This window comes from Thalassococcus profundi, from assembly GCF_003344785.1.
Lineage (GTDB): Bacteria > Pseudomonadota > Alphaproteobacteria > Rhodobacterales > Rhodobacteraceae > Puniceibacterium > Puniceibacterium profundi.
Genome location: NZ_QPMK01000010.1, coordinates 1,345 through 18,112, shown reverse-complemented (window position 1 = coordinate 18,112; position 16,768 = coordinate 1,345). Strand labels below are relative to the sequence as shown.

The window sequence follows — 16,768 nt, the reverse complement described above, 5'->3', positions numbered from 1 at the left end:
CGTCACCCGCGAGGCGGTGCCGCCCATCGCGGTGATCGACGTGACCCCGCGCTTCCCGGCGGAACCGGGGCAGCTGGTGACCCTGTCGGTCGCGGGGTCGGGCTTTGTGCCGGTGACCGGCTACCGGCTGCTGATCGACGGCAAGGAGGTGTCGCTCGACGCGCTCAACCGCGCGCGGTTCACCCCCGATGCGCCGGGCCGGGTCACCGCCGTGCTCCAGGTCACCGATATCGACGGGCGCGTGGGGCGGACCGAGCGGGTGATCGCCGTGCGCGACGCCGCCGACCGGTCGGCGCCGGTCCTGTCGCTGGGCCTGGCCGACGGCGCGGTGCTGGCGCCGGGGACCGTGACCGGGGGCATCGCGGATGCCAGCCTGGCCTCTTGGCGGACGTTGCTGATCGCCGGCGACGGCGCGGTGACCGAGCTTGGCCGCGGCACGGCGCCGGTCGCACCGGGCGGCACGGTGGGCTCGCTGGGCGGAGCGGTGGTGCCGTCGGGCTTCTACACGCTGCGGATCGAGGCCGAGGACGTGGCCGGCCTCTCCTCGGTTCTGGAACGCCGGGTCGAGGTGCTGCCGGATCCGGCCACCACGCCGCTGCGCCGCACCGAGGTCGACGCGCAGGTCAGCCTGGGCGGCATCACCCTGGACCTCACCCGCAGCTACGACGCCCGCGAAGCCGGGCGCATGGGCGATTTCGGCCGCGGCTGGCGCGCCGGCTGGACCGATCTCGCGCTCGATGCCGGTCCCGCCGCCGATCCGGGCCGGGCGCTGCGCGACGGCGACCGGGTCCACCTGACCGCGCCGGACGGCACCCGCGTCGTCTTTACCGCGCGCATCGACACGCAGCGCATCGCCGGGCTCGACCGCGCCGTCGCGCGCTTCGACAGCAGCGTCGCAGGCTACATGCTGGACCTGCACGCGCCGTTGCTGGCCGAGGCCGAGGGCGGGCTTTATTCAGTGCTGACCGGTCTGCCCTACACGCCCTTCGGACGCGGCGGCGACATCTTCACGCTGACCGTGCCCGACGGCACCGAATGGCACACCGACGGGCAGGGCTCCGTCACCGGGATCGAACGCGACGGCGTGCGCCTGATCGTCGCCGACAGCGGCATCATCGCCCCCGACGGCAGTACGGTGCAGGTGGTCACGAACCCGATGGGCGGGATCGCCGGTCTGTCGCTGCCGGACGGATCGCGGCGCATCTACCTTTACGACGACACCGGGCGGCTGAGCTTTGCCGGCGGCGCGGGCAGCCGCATGACCTATGCCTACGAGGCGACAGGCGCCGGACGGCTGCTCGTCGCCAGCGGGGCGGGCGGCGCGCGCTATGTCTATGCCGCCGACGGCAGCGTTACCCGGGCGTCCGCGCGCCACGATTTCGGCGTGCTGGCCGAAGCCGCGCCGCACGAGGTCACGCTTGCGAACGGCGCGACGGAGACCGCGACCGTGGCGGTGCGCGCCTCCGAGCTTGCCTCGGCGGGCGGGCGGGTCCTGATCGCCGTGACGGTCGAGGGGCCGGCGCCCGCGGGCCTCACGCTGAGCGGCATGTCGGCCCTGAGCACGCAGCGCGCCGGAGGTGTGACCACGGCGATTTTCGCCGTCGAGACCGCCGGCCTCTTCGCCGTCGAAGTCACGGCGGGCGCGGCGGCCACCCACAGGATCGCTGTGTCGGCGGTCGGTGACCTCGATGGCGACGGCACGGTGAACGGCGCCGACCTTGCCGCGCAGGATGCCGCCGCACGCGATATCGACGGCGACGGCGACGCGGATGCCGCCGACCGGGCGCTGCTCCTGCAGAACTTCGGCCTGCTGGCCAACCAGGCGCCCGAGATCGCGCCGGTGCGGCAGAAGACCTACACCGACCTTGCCATCGTCATTCCGCTGGCGCCGATGGCCCGCGACGGCGAAGGCGATCCGGTCTTCTTCGACCTCGTGGGCGCGGTCGGCGGCACCGCGACGCTGACCGCCGACGGACGGTCGATCCGCTTTACTCCGGAGGCCGGGCGCACCGCACCGGGCCGTGTCATCGTCCGCGCCAGCGACGGCTACCGGCAGTCGGCGCGCACGGCGCTGGCCATCGACATCAGCGGCGCGGCGCTCGAATCGATCGATTTCTCGACCCGCGCGCCGTACCTCGCCGACGGGCAGCGGGTCGACTTCGACATCACCGGCACCTTTGCCGACGGCGGGACCGCGGCGCTGCCCGAAGGTTATGTGACCGTCGATTTCGCCGATCCGGCGGTCGCGGGTCTGCGCGGTGCACAGCTCGAGGGACGCGGCGACGGGTTCAGCCTGCTCACCGCCGCACGGGGCGCGGTGACGGCGGCGACGGTGGTGCGGGTCGGCAAGCTGTCGGACTACGACCAGGCGCTGGTGACCTACGGCGCCGACGTCTACCCGGACGCGGTCGTCGTGACGCCGGGGGCGGACCGGCAGCTGCTGCTCTTCGACGCCTTCGAGGAAAACGTGATCGCGACGCGCGGGTCCGAAGTCCTCAAATACGTGCTCAACGGCGACATCGTCGAGGTCACTCCGGACGGGCGCATCATCGGCAAGGCCGTGGGCGAGACGGTGGTGCAGGTGATCTACCGCGCGACCGAGCTGCTGGTGCCGGTGCAGGTGCGTGCGCCGGTCGTGGGCGACGCGGTGCCGGTGGGCCCCGCAGGCGGCGTCGTGCAGAACGCCGAGGGTTACCAGGTCGCGATTGCCGAAGACGCGCTGCCGCGCGATGTCGAGGTCACGATCGAGACGATCGGCGCCGACGACCTGGCCGTGCCGCCGCCGTCGGAAGAGGCGGGCTATACCTTCGGGGCGGCATTCCGGCTCGATACCGGCGACGCGCCGATGCGGATCCCCGCGCAGCTGGCAATTCCCACCGGCCTTTCCGAAGGGACGCGCGTCGCCTTCTACCGGGTGACGGACTTCGTGACGGAAACGGGCCTGGTCAAAGGGTATCAGGAGGTCGAAACCGGCGTCGTCGGCGCCGGCGGCATCGCGCGCACCACCTCGCCGCCCTGGGACGGGTTCCGCGCGGCCGGAGAATTTATGGTCGCGGGCCTCGACGACAACGTCCAGACCACTGGCTTCGGCGTTCAGGTCTCGGCCAAGTCGGCGGGCGACGCGGTGCAGGCGACGGCGCTGGTGCCGGGTCCGCTGGGCGGCACGATCATGGGAGCGATCAACGCCGGCGGCAACATGCTGGTCAGCCTGCCGCGCAGCGTCTCCAACCTGGTCACCACCGTCTTCAACGCCGACAACCTCAAGTTCATCGCCGACAAGGTGATCGAGCTGGCGTCGGATATCGGCGATTTCGTGGTCAAGATGATCGGCAGCGCCGCCGCGGCTGCGATTGCGGGAACGCAGCCGGTGATCACATCCACCAATGCCATCCTGGTCGGCGGCGAGGGATCGGGGGCGTTCGATCCGCGGCTCGAGGTGCGGGGCCTGCGGCTGGCGGCGCCCACGGACGGGGCCGATCCGCTGCCCAGCTGGGTGGTGTTCGGCGACTTCGACGAGGACGAGCTGCGCGCCAAGATGCTCGAGGCCGGCAACGCGGCGGCGGATACGGTGCTGCGCGCCTCCGTGCAGACCGGCATCGCGGTGCGGGCCGAGCAGCGGACCGAGGGCGGCGAGGATATCCTCACCGTGCGGGTGCCGCGCGACGTGGCGGTGCGCGACGTGCGCGTCGTGCGCCCCGATACCAAGTTCCAGTCCTTCGCCGCGGCGCCCAGCCCGACCAAACATGCGACCGGCTCGGCCGTCGGGGGCGGCTATAACGACGTCGACTGGAGGTTCTCGGACGCGGTGATCCTGCGCGGGCGCAGCACCGACACCTTCGTCGCCGTCGCCCAGGGCATCGAGCAGCCCGAAGGGGCAGAGATCGATCCCAACGGACGGCGCTTCGACCAGCTTGTCGTGCTGCGCGAAGAGGTCCTGGATCAGCCCGATCCGATCCCCGATCGCAACCGCCCGACGCTGGTCGCGCGCATCCCCATCGGCACGCTGGATGCGGATGGCGCGCCGGTCGAGGGCGCGCAAAGCACCTGGCCCGACAAGGTCGTGCTGTCCAGCGATGGCAGCCGCGCCTATGTGTCGCTGTCCGGCGTGGGCGGCATCGCCGTCGTGGACACGGTCCTCTACCGTCAGATCGACGTGCCCAAGCTGATCGACAAACCCGGCGGACAGCCGGGCGAAAAGATCGAAGACCCCAACATCAACTACATCGAGATCGAAGGCGCACGTATCGGCGAGGTGTTCATCGACCGGGCCGACAAGTTCCTCTATGCCACCGATACGGTGACCGGGACGATCTACGTCATCGGCATCGACCCGAACGATCCGTCCACCTATCACAAATGGGTCGCCTCGCGCGCCCTCGAAGTGCCGTGGGGGATCACCAGCGCGACGTTCACCCCTGATTTCAAACAGATCGTGGTGACCCAGGTCCGCAACGCGTCCGGCCGGAACGACGTGACGGGCCGGGTGGCGGTCTACGACCTTGCGGTCTTCACGGACCCCGAACGGGAGGTCAAGCCGGTCTTCACCGCCGGGGGCAGCATCGGCGGCAACACATCGCTGCGGCGGCCGGTCAGCGTGCAGACCCGCATCGCCACCGAGGACAACCAGACCAAGGCCGTCATCCTGGACAGCGGTGCGCAGCTGGGCACCGGCAACTACACCGGCAGCATCGTCGTGCTGGCCCGCGACGCGACGGGCAGCTGGCGGCTGGACAAGACCGTGCCCTTCCTGTTCCCGGCGGAAGACGACTTCGACGGCGAGCGCGACCCGTTCAACGTGGCCGATCCGACCGACATCGTGTTTTCGCAGGACGGCAGGACGGCCTTCGTCATCGGGCAACGCCGCTTCGACGTCCGGTTCCCGAGCCGCAACCCGAACCTCACCGACAACAGCAGTGTGGAGCGCTACCGCAACAACCAGGCCGGGACAAACGTCGCCATCCTCAAGAACCTGCTGTCCCCGGTGTCGGGCGAGCAGGGCACCGAGGCCGAGGCCCGCATCGTCGCCGCCACCCGCGGCATTCCGAAAAGCTGGGGCACCGACATCGGCCTGTCGCCGGATGGCAAGTACCTGATCATGTCGGGCGGCCGGCTGGGGCTGCTCTTTGCCTATGACGTCGATGCGATCGAAAACCTGTTCGATACGGCCGACGGCGACGCGGCCTTCTACGATCACCCGATCGACGACATGAACCAGAGCGGCGAGGCGCTCTATGGCGGCGGCCTCCGCGACGACTTCAACCGCGAGATCGACGCGCGCGGCGCCCACGGGTTCTTCCGCATCGGCGGGTTCGGCCCGTTCGGAGAGGACATCCTTGGCTCCTATCCCGGATTCCTGTCCTCCTATGCGCCGATCGTCACCGGCGGTTTCGCCAACGGCGTCGCCGAAAAACGGTCGGTCATCGACCTGGCCCCCACGGGCTTCGACGGGCCGCTCGACGTCACCGCCGGCACCGGGTCGATCCGGCTGCCGCGCTATAACGGGGCCGTCAACCCGCAGCCGACCTTCCATTTCAAGCTCGACAAGCTCGACCAGATTTCCGAGGTCGTCTTTACCGTCGCCGTCGCCGGGGCGCGCAACGGCCTGTTCGAAACCGACACGCCGCAGGATCACAAGGATGCGCTGAAGGCGCTGGGATACATCGAAAGCTCGATCCTGGCGCCTGACCTGCCGGATGTGGACGGCAACCGGAACCGCATCTACACCCGCACGTTCAGCAGGGCCGAGATCGAGGAGCGGATCGAGAACGGCATCATGTCCGTCACCCTGCCGGGCGACACCGTGCTGACCGCCGGGCAGCAGTATTTCTGGGGCGTCGAGACCGTGCTTCAGGCCTCGACCAACCACCATGAGACCGACAAGCAGAGCGCGAGCCTGGTCATCGACCCGCCGCTGCCGGTCGATGGCCAGGTCTATGCCGGCGTCACCGTGGTCACGCATGGTTTCTCGGTGCCGTACTTAGGCCCCGAGGCGGACGAGACCAGCATGTTCGACCTGGCGCGCAACATCGCGCAGCAGACCAGGGGCGCGCTGCTGCTCTATTCGCCCGGCAACGGCACCCTGGGAGATTTCGCGGTGCTGCGCGGCGACCCTGCGACCGATCCCACCGTCACCATCGTGATGGACTGGACCGATGCCAGCAGCGTCAACGACACCGGCTTTGCCGAAGCGGCGGCGGATGCGCTCTATGCCGAGCTGGTCAGGCTCGACAACAAGCACCTGAGCGGACTTCTGGCCTCGCCGCTGCATTTCATCGGCGCGGATCGCGGCGCGGTGGTGAACTCCGAGGTCCTGCAACGCCTTCTGGTCAATGAAGGCGAGGAGAAGCTGGGCGAGATCCACGTCACCACCATCGACCCCAACGCCGACCCGCAGCCGCAGATGAAAGTGCCGATAAACGACTTCCTCGGCGCGATCGAAAGCATGTCGAAACTCGTGGCGGTCGGCTTCTTCACTTACGGTGTGGTTAACGGGGCTGCCTCTGTCACGTCCCTCGGGACAAGCGCGCCGATCACCCTGCCGCAGACCGTGGCAGCCTTCCGCTATGCCAAGGCGGCCAGCGATTTCGCCGACAAGCTCGGCAAGGCGCAGAAGGTCACGTCCTTCCTCGGGTTCTCGACGCTCGATTTCACCGATTTCAAGGATCCCAAGCCCGTCAACTGGAAGGGCGTCGGCTTTGCAGACAACTATTTCCAGCAGGTCGTGGACAGCAAGCGCCCGTTCTCGTTCTCGTGGCGCGGCAATTTCCTGACCGACGCGGATGTGAACTTCAATCTCACCGGCCTGCCGGGGTTCTTCGAAGACGACAACGTGCCGGACGTGTCCTTTGGCGTCTTCAACGTGACCCAGCTGGGCACCGGGGTAGGGACGGTCAATGCACGCGCGGTAGGCTGGTACACCGGCACCGCGAACCTGCAGACCAACGTCTACCGCGGTGCCGGCGACACGCCCGACAACATCTGGCGGCAGCTCTCCGACCGGTTCGTCGAGACCAAGACCGCCTTCCCGCCGGCGAACGACAAGTGGACCTTCGGCAAGCTTGCCCGCTACTACAACGACCCCAAGGCGCCGACACCGCAGAACATCATCGACGCCAAGGGCGAAGGCTTCGACAAGAACCTCAAGTCCTGGTACATCGCGCGCGAATTCGAAGGCGGCGGACGGCGCACCAACGAGGCCGCCGCGATCTCCGACGCCGCCTGGGAGGGCGTCGGCACCGGCTGGTTCTATTCGTCGCTGGGCGGCGGGTCGGGCCTGCGCGACCGCATCTCGAAAAGCCCGCGCGATCAGAACGATCCGGCCAAGGTCCAGAACGCCCAGCAGGCGGGCCAGCGCGACATCATCGAGGACGTGTTCAACGGCGACTTCGAAAGCACGATCCGGCCGTTCTACGGCCGGGTGCCGGTGCTGTTCCGCTCGGCTTATGAAATCCCCGGCTGGTCCTTCCACGGCGGCGGCATCGGCGGCACCGGCGACAGAACGCCCGGACCCGAATTCGTCGATGCGGCCACGATGTTCCAGGGCATCCCCTTTGCCGGGCTCAACTCGCTCAAACCGGTGGTGACGGCCGCGTTGCTCGAACGCAAGATCAAGACGCTTCTGCCCAAGACGGATCCGCGGCTGGTGACGATCTCAGATGGCGGCATCGGCGGCACGGATACCGGTGTCGCGGTCGTCACCCAGCTGGCCCAGGGGCTGAATTTCCTGATCAACGAGACGCTCGCCTTCAACGAGGGCAAGGCGCTGTTCGACACCATCGCCAAGGGCAAGATCTCGGAAATCCCCGGCAAACTCAGCGACTTCGTCACGAAGTCCGGTGAAAAGGTGTTCGACTACGTCTTCGACGGCGGCATGGTGAAGCTGTTCCGCGATATCTGGCTGGCATCGGTCCAGAACCGCGCGGCGTTCCTGGTGACAAAGGACGGCGTCAATTACCTCGGCAACACGCTGGAACAGCGCGAAAGCGCAGAGATTCTCAAGCGGTGGCTGGCGGACGAGAACGGCAAGGTCAAGGAACTGGCGCCGGGCACCGGGTCGGTCGTCGGCGGGTTCGTCAAGGACGAATTGATCAAGCGCATCCCGCTGATGCTGAAGTTCATCCAGGAAAACCTGATCGAATGGGCCTTCGACCTGCAGCCGGGCCGGAGCCTGATACACAACACGATGAAATTCCCCGGCGACAAGGACCTGCTGGGCATCGACGTGCGATGGGATTTCGTGCCGGGCAGCCTGCTCGAAGCCGGGACCGGCAATTTCCGGACCGGCGGTGCGTCGCTCAAGGTCTATGCGGACATCAATGGCGTTCTGACCGAATTGCCGGCGGACACTCCGGGCGACAGCATCGTTGGCAACGGTGCCGCCGATCCCGGGCCGCAGCGCGTCATGTTCCGCGTGCCCGCCGAGATCCGCGGTGAGGTCGGGCGTCTGGTGATCCACAACACCACGAACGACCTGCAGCCCGACCTGCCGGAAACCTATAGCGCCGTACTGGACAACATCAGCTTCGACGGCGCCGTGGTGCTGACCGATACCGACAACGACAGCGGCGATCTGAACATCTTCTTCGACGACGAAGGCCAGGGGGTCGAAAACAGCGACGGCCGCGGCGCGCTCATCACCTCGGAAACCTCGGGCACCGGCACCGACCGGCACGAGATCCTGATCCAGAACCGCGGCGATCAGGAGGTGACGGTCAAGGTCACGATCCCGGCCACGGATTTCGTGCAATTGAGCCCTGTCGAAGGCACCTGGACCGGCCCGGCGGGCGCCGATCTGGATTTTGATCCGGTGAGCGGGCTGATCGACACGCGCATCCAGGGCCGCACCACGGTGCTCGAAGTCAAGGTCGCGGCGGGCGGACAGGCGCGGCTGGCGCTGTCGGCCGAAGCACGGGCCGACATGCTCGACGATCTGCTGGGCCCCGACGGCGTGGCGCTCCTGACGGCGCAGGCGACGATCGACTACGAACAAAGCTCCGGCGGCGCGGCGCGGCCCTTCAGCAAGACCGCGAATTTCTTCTACATGCTGGACGGCGGCGACGTGACGGCCAACGACCTCGACCTGGGCTTCGGCGACACGCAATCCGGCATGCAGCGCGAAATCGTCATCCCGGTGCGCGGCGTCTTTGCCGACTCCGCGGCGATCGCCGCCGGGCTGGTCAGCACCACCCGCGAGGGCTGGTTCCGCGTCACGGGCGCCGAGGGTCAGCCGATCACCGTCGGCTTTGCGCCGACGCGTGTGACGGCGGTCGACGGCCAGCAACCGATCCTCGATGCCGAGGGCGTGCTGCGGCTCAGCTTCCAGGGCAATCCGCTGGGCGACTGGACGCTGTCGGGCCGCGGCACCGCCAAGCAGGAGGTCAACCTCGACGCCGAGGCCCTGCGGGAGGCGCTGCGCACCCGCATTACCACGCTGCTGGAGCAGGAAGCCGAGGACGAGATCGCCGAGGAGGACAGCTTTGCCGCGCTCTTTGCCGACCTGACCGAGGCGGGCTGGGACGACCTTGTCAAAGCGGTCGAGGCGCAGGTGACGACCCTGCTCGGCGCCGCGGGCGAGGGCGCCTTCACGATCACCCGCGACGCCGAGGGCGGGCTCACGTACGTGTTCACGCAGGAGGGCGAGGGCAGCAGCCTGCCGGTCGAGCCGCCAGAAGCCGAAGAGGCCGCCGAGGACAGCCAGGAGTCGTTGGACGAGGCGCTCGACGAAGCCGCCGCGCGCGTGGACGAGCCGAAAAAGGACTTCGACGAGGCCGCCGACCTGCTTGCGGGCATCTTCACCGCCGATCCGGACGACCGCGCGCAGATCGAGGCGCTTCTGACCGAATTCGAGACCTCCAGCGCGAGTGCCACAACGACCGCCACGTCGCTGCGCGAGGACGCAGTGCGCGAGGGCGAGAGACTCGGTGCCATCTTGGGTGCGCTCGATGGAGATGTGACCGCGTTCTCTAGGATCGCTGAACCCGCGGCGCAGGGTTTCAGAATGATGAACGATGGCGCCGTCCAGCATGAGTTCACCCTGACCGACATGCTGGATGCGCATGTCGGTCTGATGGCGCGATTGTCTGAAATCGCGCAAACGCCCGCGCAGATTCAGGCCACAAACCGATTCATGAAGGCCTCGAGCGACGTGCGCGAAGCCGGAAATAGGGTATCGCAGGGGTTCAGTAACACCGGTTTCGGGCCAAATGCGCGAGTTGGCGGAGCGGGAACAATCAGTGGCCTGCCGCTCAGTCTCGTCGTCGATATCTCCAACGCGCTCTCTCGCCCCCCGAGTAGCGGGATCGGCGGCGCGCTTTCGGGGATCGCCAAGCAGTTTGCGGGCACGCAGGCCGGTGACGACGCTTATAACGGTTTGACCGGACTCCTCGGTGAACAAAGCGGTTCGTTAGAGCAGTTGCACACGAAACTCGGCGACGTGTTCGCGAGCGTGGGCGGCCTCACCGCCATCTTCGGCGACCTCCTGAACGGCGAAAACCGAACTGCCTTCGACAGCGCGCAGGCGGCCACCATGAGTACAATGAGTGTCGCAGAACAAAACGCGGCGCAGCTCGAATCGCTCACGGAGCATCTGATCGACGTATACGGGGTGACGACCAAGGCGTCCGGGGCGCTCGACGTGTTGAGCGCGCGTGCGTTCACTGCGGGCGACATCCTGCAAGGCAGGGCGGGTCTGCTGGAACAGGATCTGTCCGCGTTCGAGGCAACTCATGCGACGTTGTCGGGGTTCGCGAAAAAATCTCTCGATGAAAAGGGCGCGTCGTCCTTTTCGTCGGCGGCGCTGAAAGCAATCGAGGAAAGCCGCGGACAAGTGGAGGAGGTCAAGAAGGTTCCTAACCTCTTCACCGGGTCGGGTCAGATCCTGAAGCTCTTTGCCGATCTTCCCGAAGGCACGTTTGACAAGGAAATCGGCGGTGTGCTGAACGATGCCGGTCTTGGCGAAGACGGCGCATCCGCCAGCCCGCAATCGCTTGGGGAGATCTTCAATAACATCGGCGATCTGTTGTCGCCATTGACCTCATCGCTGGGGAATGCGAGCAAAACCCTGACCGATCAAGCCAAGATGGCCGCAGGCGATCCGTCGGGGCTCGGCGGCATTCTCAGCCAGGTGCAGGGTCTTTTGGGCAATGTCGGCCAGAGCCTTCTGCTGACCGACACCGCCGGCGGCGGCGGCATCATCACGGCAGAGTTCTCCAATGCGGTAAAAAAGGCGCTGGGTGGTGACAAGACACCCACCGGGGGTCTGTTGGGCGGTCTTCTGGGCAAGAGCGGGCATCTGCTCGGCAATATCGGCGAGTTGATCGAAAAGGCCGTCGGCGGCACACCCGACGCGACGAACCCGTTCTCCAAAGGCCTGTCGGAAATCCAGGGGATCACCGGCAAGCTGACCGTGGCGGTGGGCGATCTTCTCGGCAAGTTGCAGGGCGGAGAGGCACATGGGACGGGCGGCCTGCTGACAGCGGATTTCCTCGAGGCGCTCGGCGCCACAAAGACCGACGCCGAAGCGGGCCGCACATGGTTCTCGGACACCGCCGAAGTGATCGGCACACCGCTACAGACCACGGGCGGCGGCGGTGGCGGCGGTATTGGCGGCGCTCTGGGCGTGAACCTGAACACAATTCTGAAAGCCCTCTATCCCAAAGCCGACGGCGGCGCGCCCACTGCGCTTCAATCCGTCTCCGGCAAGATTTCCGAGCTGTTCGGCGAGTCGAAAACGCCGTTGGCCGGCCTGGGCGACATCTTCCGGGACATCAACACCGGCGGCGCCGGCATGCTCGATCGGCTGGCCGCGGGACGGGAGCCCGACCCGCGCGGCCTGCGCACCCTCTCGGGCAAGTTCGTCGCCGTCGATGCGGCCTGGGGCCGGTCAGAGGCGCAGCTCACGCTAAACGAACAGCGTCTCATGGGCGTGCGCGATGCTGCGGATGCCGCTGGTGCCGGGGCCGCCGGCGCGCTGTCGGCGCTGGACGGCATCCTGACCACCAATCTCGGAGAGCTGGCGGCGCAGGGCGAGGCGCTCTCGGGCCTGCTCGGAGACATGCGCGGGATCCTGGAGCGGATCGCGGCGCTGGAACCCGGCGACACGGCGGGTGCCGAAGCGCTCAAGGCCGAACTGGCGGACACCACCGCCCGCGCCGACGAAGCGGCCGCCATGACGCTGGAAAAAGTCGAAGAGGTCGAGGAGGACAGCGCAGAACAGCTCGAAGAGATCATCCGTGAAGTGGCCGAGATCACCGCCGGCACGCGGCCCGGTTTCGCCAGCTTCGATTTCGCCGGCTCCGGTGTCGAGGGGACGCCGTCGGCAGAGCTGCAGAAGCTGCTGGGCGACGATGTCGACATCCTGCTGACCGAAGCGCAGCAGCGATTCCGGCTCGACGCGCTCTTCAACACCACGCATCGTGGCGACCGGGTGGTCATCGACGTGCCGACCCTGTTCGAGACGCTGCGCGCGGGATCGCGCGGCGACGATTTCGACGCCGCAGCGGCCCTGGCCGAGGTGCTGTCCTGGACCTATGCGCACGAGATCGCCCACACGTTGGGCCTACCCGATCTCTACGACTTCGAGACCGGCGCGGCCCTGCCCGGCGCGGGTCTGATGGGCGAACGCAACGACTTCACCCTGACCGACGCGCTGAAGGGGGTGATCGCCTTCGCCTCGGACAACCCCGAAGCGACCCGCGCCGCGGATCTGTCCGCGATCTACGAGATGCTGCGCACCGCGCGGGCCGCGAATGTGCTGGGCGATGACGACGAGGGTGGCCGCGATTATCTCTTCGCGCCGCCGGTCGGCGCCCGGCCGCTGCTCGACACCGGCTGGCAGATCCTCGGGGATGTGCAGACCAGCGACGGCAACGGACTGAACTTCGTCGAAACCGGCGTCAGCCGCACCTCGGCCTACCGCGCCCTGCTGGTTCCGGCCAACGCATCCACACTGAGCTTTACCCTGCGTACCACGCTGCCGGTGACCGATTTCGCGCCGCCCGACGCCTTCGAGATGGCGCTGCTGGACGCCAACGGCGCCGCCCTGACCCGGATCGCCGGGCTGGCGGGCACCGATGCGGCGCTGAACCTGCAGCCCGACGGGCGGCTGCGCCTTGCGCCAGGTGTCACCGCCGGGCCGGTGACGATCGACGATGCGGGGCGGGCGACGCGGCTGATCACCGTCGACCTTGCGGCGATCGGCGATCCTGCGCGGCTGGCGCTGTCGCTCGACCTCGTCGGGTTCGGAGAGCAGCTGTCGTCGGTGCAGGTCACCGAGCTCAAGTTCGACGTGCCCTCGACCCTGAACAACACGCCGCCGGTGCTGACCGATGGCACGACGCTGACGCTGACCGAAGACACCTCGACCCTGGTCGATCTGCGCGGGCTGGTCAGCGATGCCGAAGGCGGGCCGCTGACCTACGAGATCGCGGTGCCGCCGCTGCACGGAACGCTGGTCGCGGTCGAACCGGGCGTGTGGCGCTACACGCCGGATGCGGAATTCTCGGGCACGGACGGGCTGCGCTTCACCGCCAGCGACGGCGTGTTCCGCCCGCAGCCGGTCGGGCTGACCCTCGTGGTGGAACCGGTCAACGATGCGCCGGTGCTCACCGGCGAAGCCTCCGTGACCCTGGACGCCAACACCTCGGCGCTGGTCGACCTGCGCGGTCTGGTGTCGGATGCCGAAGGCGACCCGCTGGATTTCGAGATCACCGTGCAGCCCGATCAGGGGACGCTGGTGGCGGTCGAGCCGGGGGTCTGGCGCTACACGCCGAATGCGGATTTCACGGGCAATGACCAGCTTCGCTTCACCGCCAGCGACGGCACCTCCCGTCCCGATCCGGTGACGCTGGACCTGATCGTGCGCCCCGTGACCGTGGAGCCGGTCAACACCGCGCCGGTCCTGACCAGCGGCGCATCGGTGACGCTCGACGAGGATACCTCGGCGCTGGTCGACCTGCGCGGGCTGGCCACCGATGCCGAAGGCGATCCGCTGGTCTACGAGATCACCGCCGAGCCGCAGCAGGGTACGCTCGTCGCGGTCGAACCGGGCGTCTGGCGCTATACGCCGGGGCCGGATTTCTCGGGCCGCGACTCCTTGCGCTTTACCGCCAGCGACGGCGACCTGCGGGCCCTGCCGGTGGAGCTCGCGCTGATCGTGACCCCGGTGAACGACGCGCCGGTGCTGGCCGCCACGGGCAGCGCAACGGTGCGCGAAGGCGACCGGCTGGTCCTGCAACTGACCGCGGTGGACCCCGAACGCGACCCGATCACCTGGAGCATCGAAAGCGGTGCCCCCGGCGCCACGATCGACAGCGACGGCTTGCTGCGCTGGACCGCCGCCGTGGACGGCCCGGTGGACCGCATCTTCCGCATCCTCGCCGAGGACGGGCAGGGCGGCACCGCGCGACAGACGCTGACCGTGCGTATCGAGAACGCCGCCCCGCGTCTGACCCTGGACGCGCCCGGCATCAACGTCGTCGAAACGCCGCTCGTCGTGAGCATTGCGGCGCTGGATCCCGGTGGCGACGCCGTCGGTCCCTTCTCCATTGACTGGGGCGACGGCACGCAGGAGCAGCTGGCGCCGGGCACGGCGACGGCGTCGCACAGCTACGACCGGCTGGGCCAGTTCTCGGTCTCGCTGCGCGCGACGGACAAGGATGGGGCCGAAGCGATCACCCGCAAACTGGTCGAGGTCGTCTCTCCGGGCCTGCGGGTGACGCAGGTCACCTCGGGCGACTGGGGCGTCAACGTGCGCTTCAACGTCCCGGTGGATACCGGCCTGCCGAACCCCTACCGGCTGGCGTCGCGTGCCGGCGAACCCGTGGACGTCATGCTGCTGGATGCAAAAGGCAAGCCGGTGCGCGGCTCGCTGGTGCCGGATGCGGACGGGCAGGGCTTCACCTTCCTGGTCAGCGCCGACGCCCTGCCGCCGGGCGAATACCGGCTGCGGCTGGTTTCGGACGACCTGGGATGGCGCAGCCGCTGGGACCTGCTCGAGGCCGGCCCGCAGGGCTACGAAGAGCGTGTGATTACCATTCAGGACGCGCCCGTCCGGCTGGCGCTTCAGGACGCGGTGCAGACCCCCGGCGAGGCGCTGGGGAACCGCGGCGACGGCCTTGCCATCGGCATGAACCAGTCCGGCGGGCTGCGCAGCCTGCGCGTGCAGGTGAGCTGGGACGCCGACATGATGTCGGTCACAGGCCTGCTGTCGTCGCTGCCGGGCGTCTCGGTCACGCGCACCGATCCGGGCCTGTTCCCGGGCCAGGCGACCTATCGCATCGCCTTTGCCACCCCGCCCGCCGCGGGCATGCTGGAACTGGGCCGGCTTATGGGGCAAATGCACGCCGACGCCGCCTATGGCAGCTCGGGCACGCCGCTGCGGGTGCAGGTGATCGAGATCAACGGCGTCGCGCAGGGGGTACAGCCCTTCGGCGCAGCGGACGGAAACATTGTCTCGGCAGGCCGCCTTGCCGCGGTCGGCTCGGTGGCCTTTTCCAGCGCCACCGCCGCGCCCGAGGCCCGCGGCCTGACGCTGGTGGCGCGCCGGGGCGATGCCGACGGCGATGGTGTCACGACGCAGTCGGATCTGGCGCGATTCGCCGAGATCCCGAGGACTGCGCTGATCGGCCTCGATGCCTGGTCCTTCATCGACCCCAACTTGCTGCGCCCCCTGCCGCCCGATCCCGCGCCGCCGGTTGGCGGTGAAGCGGGCGGCGGCGCGCGCCGGATCGGCGCGAGTGCCGAAGGCTTCGGTCAGGCCGCCTTCCGTGGCAGCGCCGTGATCGGCGGCCTTGGCGCGCGGTCGCTGATAGACGCCGCGCAGCCCATCGAGGACAGCGGCCGCAGCGACCGGCTTCTGTACCTGCATTACAGCACTCCCGTGCCGCTCTGCCTCGTGCCCGAGGGCGCCGCGGACGACCGGACGACCCTGACACAGGCGGCCCGCGCCGGGCTCTGCTTCGACGGGTTGCCCGCGGATCTCTCCGACCCCGATCAGCTCTGGCGCCTGAGCGGCATCGCCGCCGTCTCGCCCGCCGAGGCCGGCGAGACCGCGTCCGCGGAGGACGGCCCGGTCTGCGTCGACGGCGCGCTGCCGGACGGCGCGGAGGAAGGCGACATTTTCCGCATGACGCCGCTGCCCAAGGGGATCGAGGTCGAGGCCGCCGCCGCCGGCAATCTGCCGATGCAGCACCGGATGTGCTTCGAACCGGTCGAAGCGGACGCCTTCGACTCGCCGGAAGACGCCGCAACCGGCGCCCGCGAAAACGATGGTGCAGCTCTGCAGTTCGCGCCGGAGACCGGCCCGTCCATGTCGCCCTTCACGGCGCTGGCCCTGTTGAGCGCCGCCGTGCCCGCCCGTGCCGCCGACCGACGCGGCGGTACGGGATCGAAAGGCGCGCGCCGTGCTATCCTGCTGTCGGACATGACCGAATCGGGACAGGACTTCTGAATGACCGAAAAGAACGGACGCAGGAAAGCCGCGTCGCCCTTGGCAGAGCCGGCCACGCCCCCGCAGCAGGAACGGCGGGTCAAGCTCGACACCCGGCAGATGAAAAGCTCCTATTGCAACGTCTGCAACGCCACCAGCACGCGCGAGGAGGTGGTGATCAACTTCGGCCTCAACCAGAGCTGGGACCGCAGCGATGGCGACCTCGAGATCGAGATCCAGCACCGCGTGATCATGAGCCCCCATGCCGCCGCTAAGCTGCGCGAGGTGCTCGACGAGCTGATCGAAACCTACGAAGCGCGCCACGGCCCGCTGAAGGACTGA

The 16,768-nt window shown here is 68.4% G+C and carries 2 protein-coding genes (1 of these 2 cut by a window edge); both read left to right on the top strand.

Translation table 11 applies throughout. The annotated features are described in order from the left end of the window. Nucleotides 1–16,447 carry the final stretch of a CARDB domain-containing protein gene (locus tag DU478_RS13345; protein WP_114511469.1) on the top strand. Its footprint begins 18,821 nt before the window's first position, so 16,447 of the gene's 35,268 nt are visible here — the last part of the coding sequence; its start codon lies off the left edge, out of view; it ends in the stop codon at nt 16,445–16,447. Continuing rightward, nucleotides 16,448–16,768 (top strand): DUF3467 domain-containing protein, encoded by a 321-nt coding sequence (locus DU478_RS13340; protein WP_114511468.1) that lies wholly within the window; start codon nt 16,448–16,450, stop codon nt 16,766–16,768.

Bases quoted from the DNA above. Each gene is read 5' to 3' on its own strand.
- DU478_RS13340 (WP_114511468.1), top strand. From the start codon at position 16,448: ATGACCGAAAAGAACGGACGCAGGAAAGCCGCGTCGCCCTTGGCAGAG.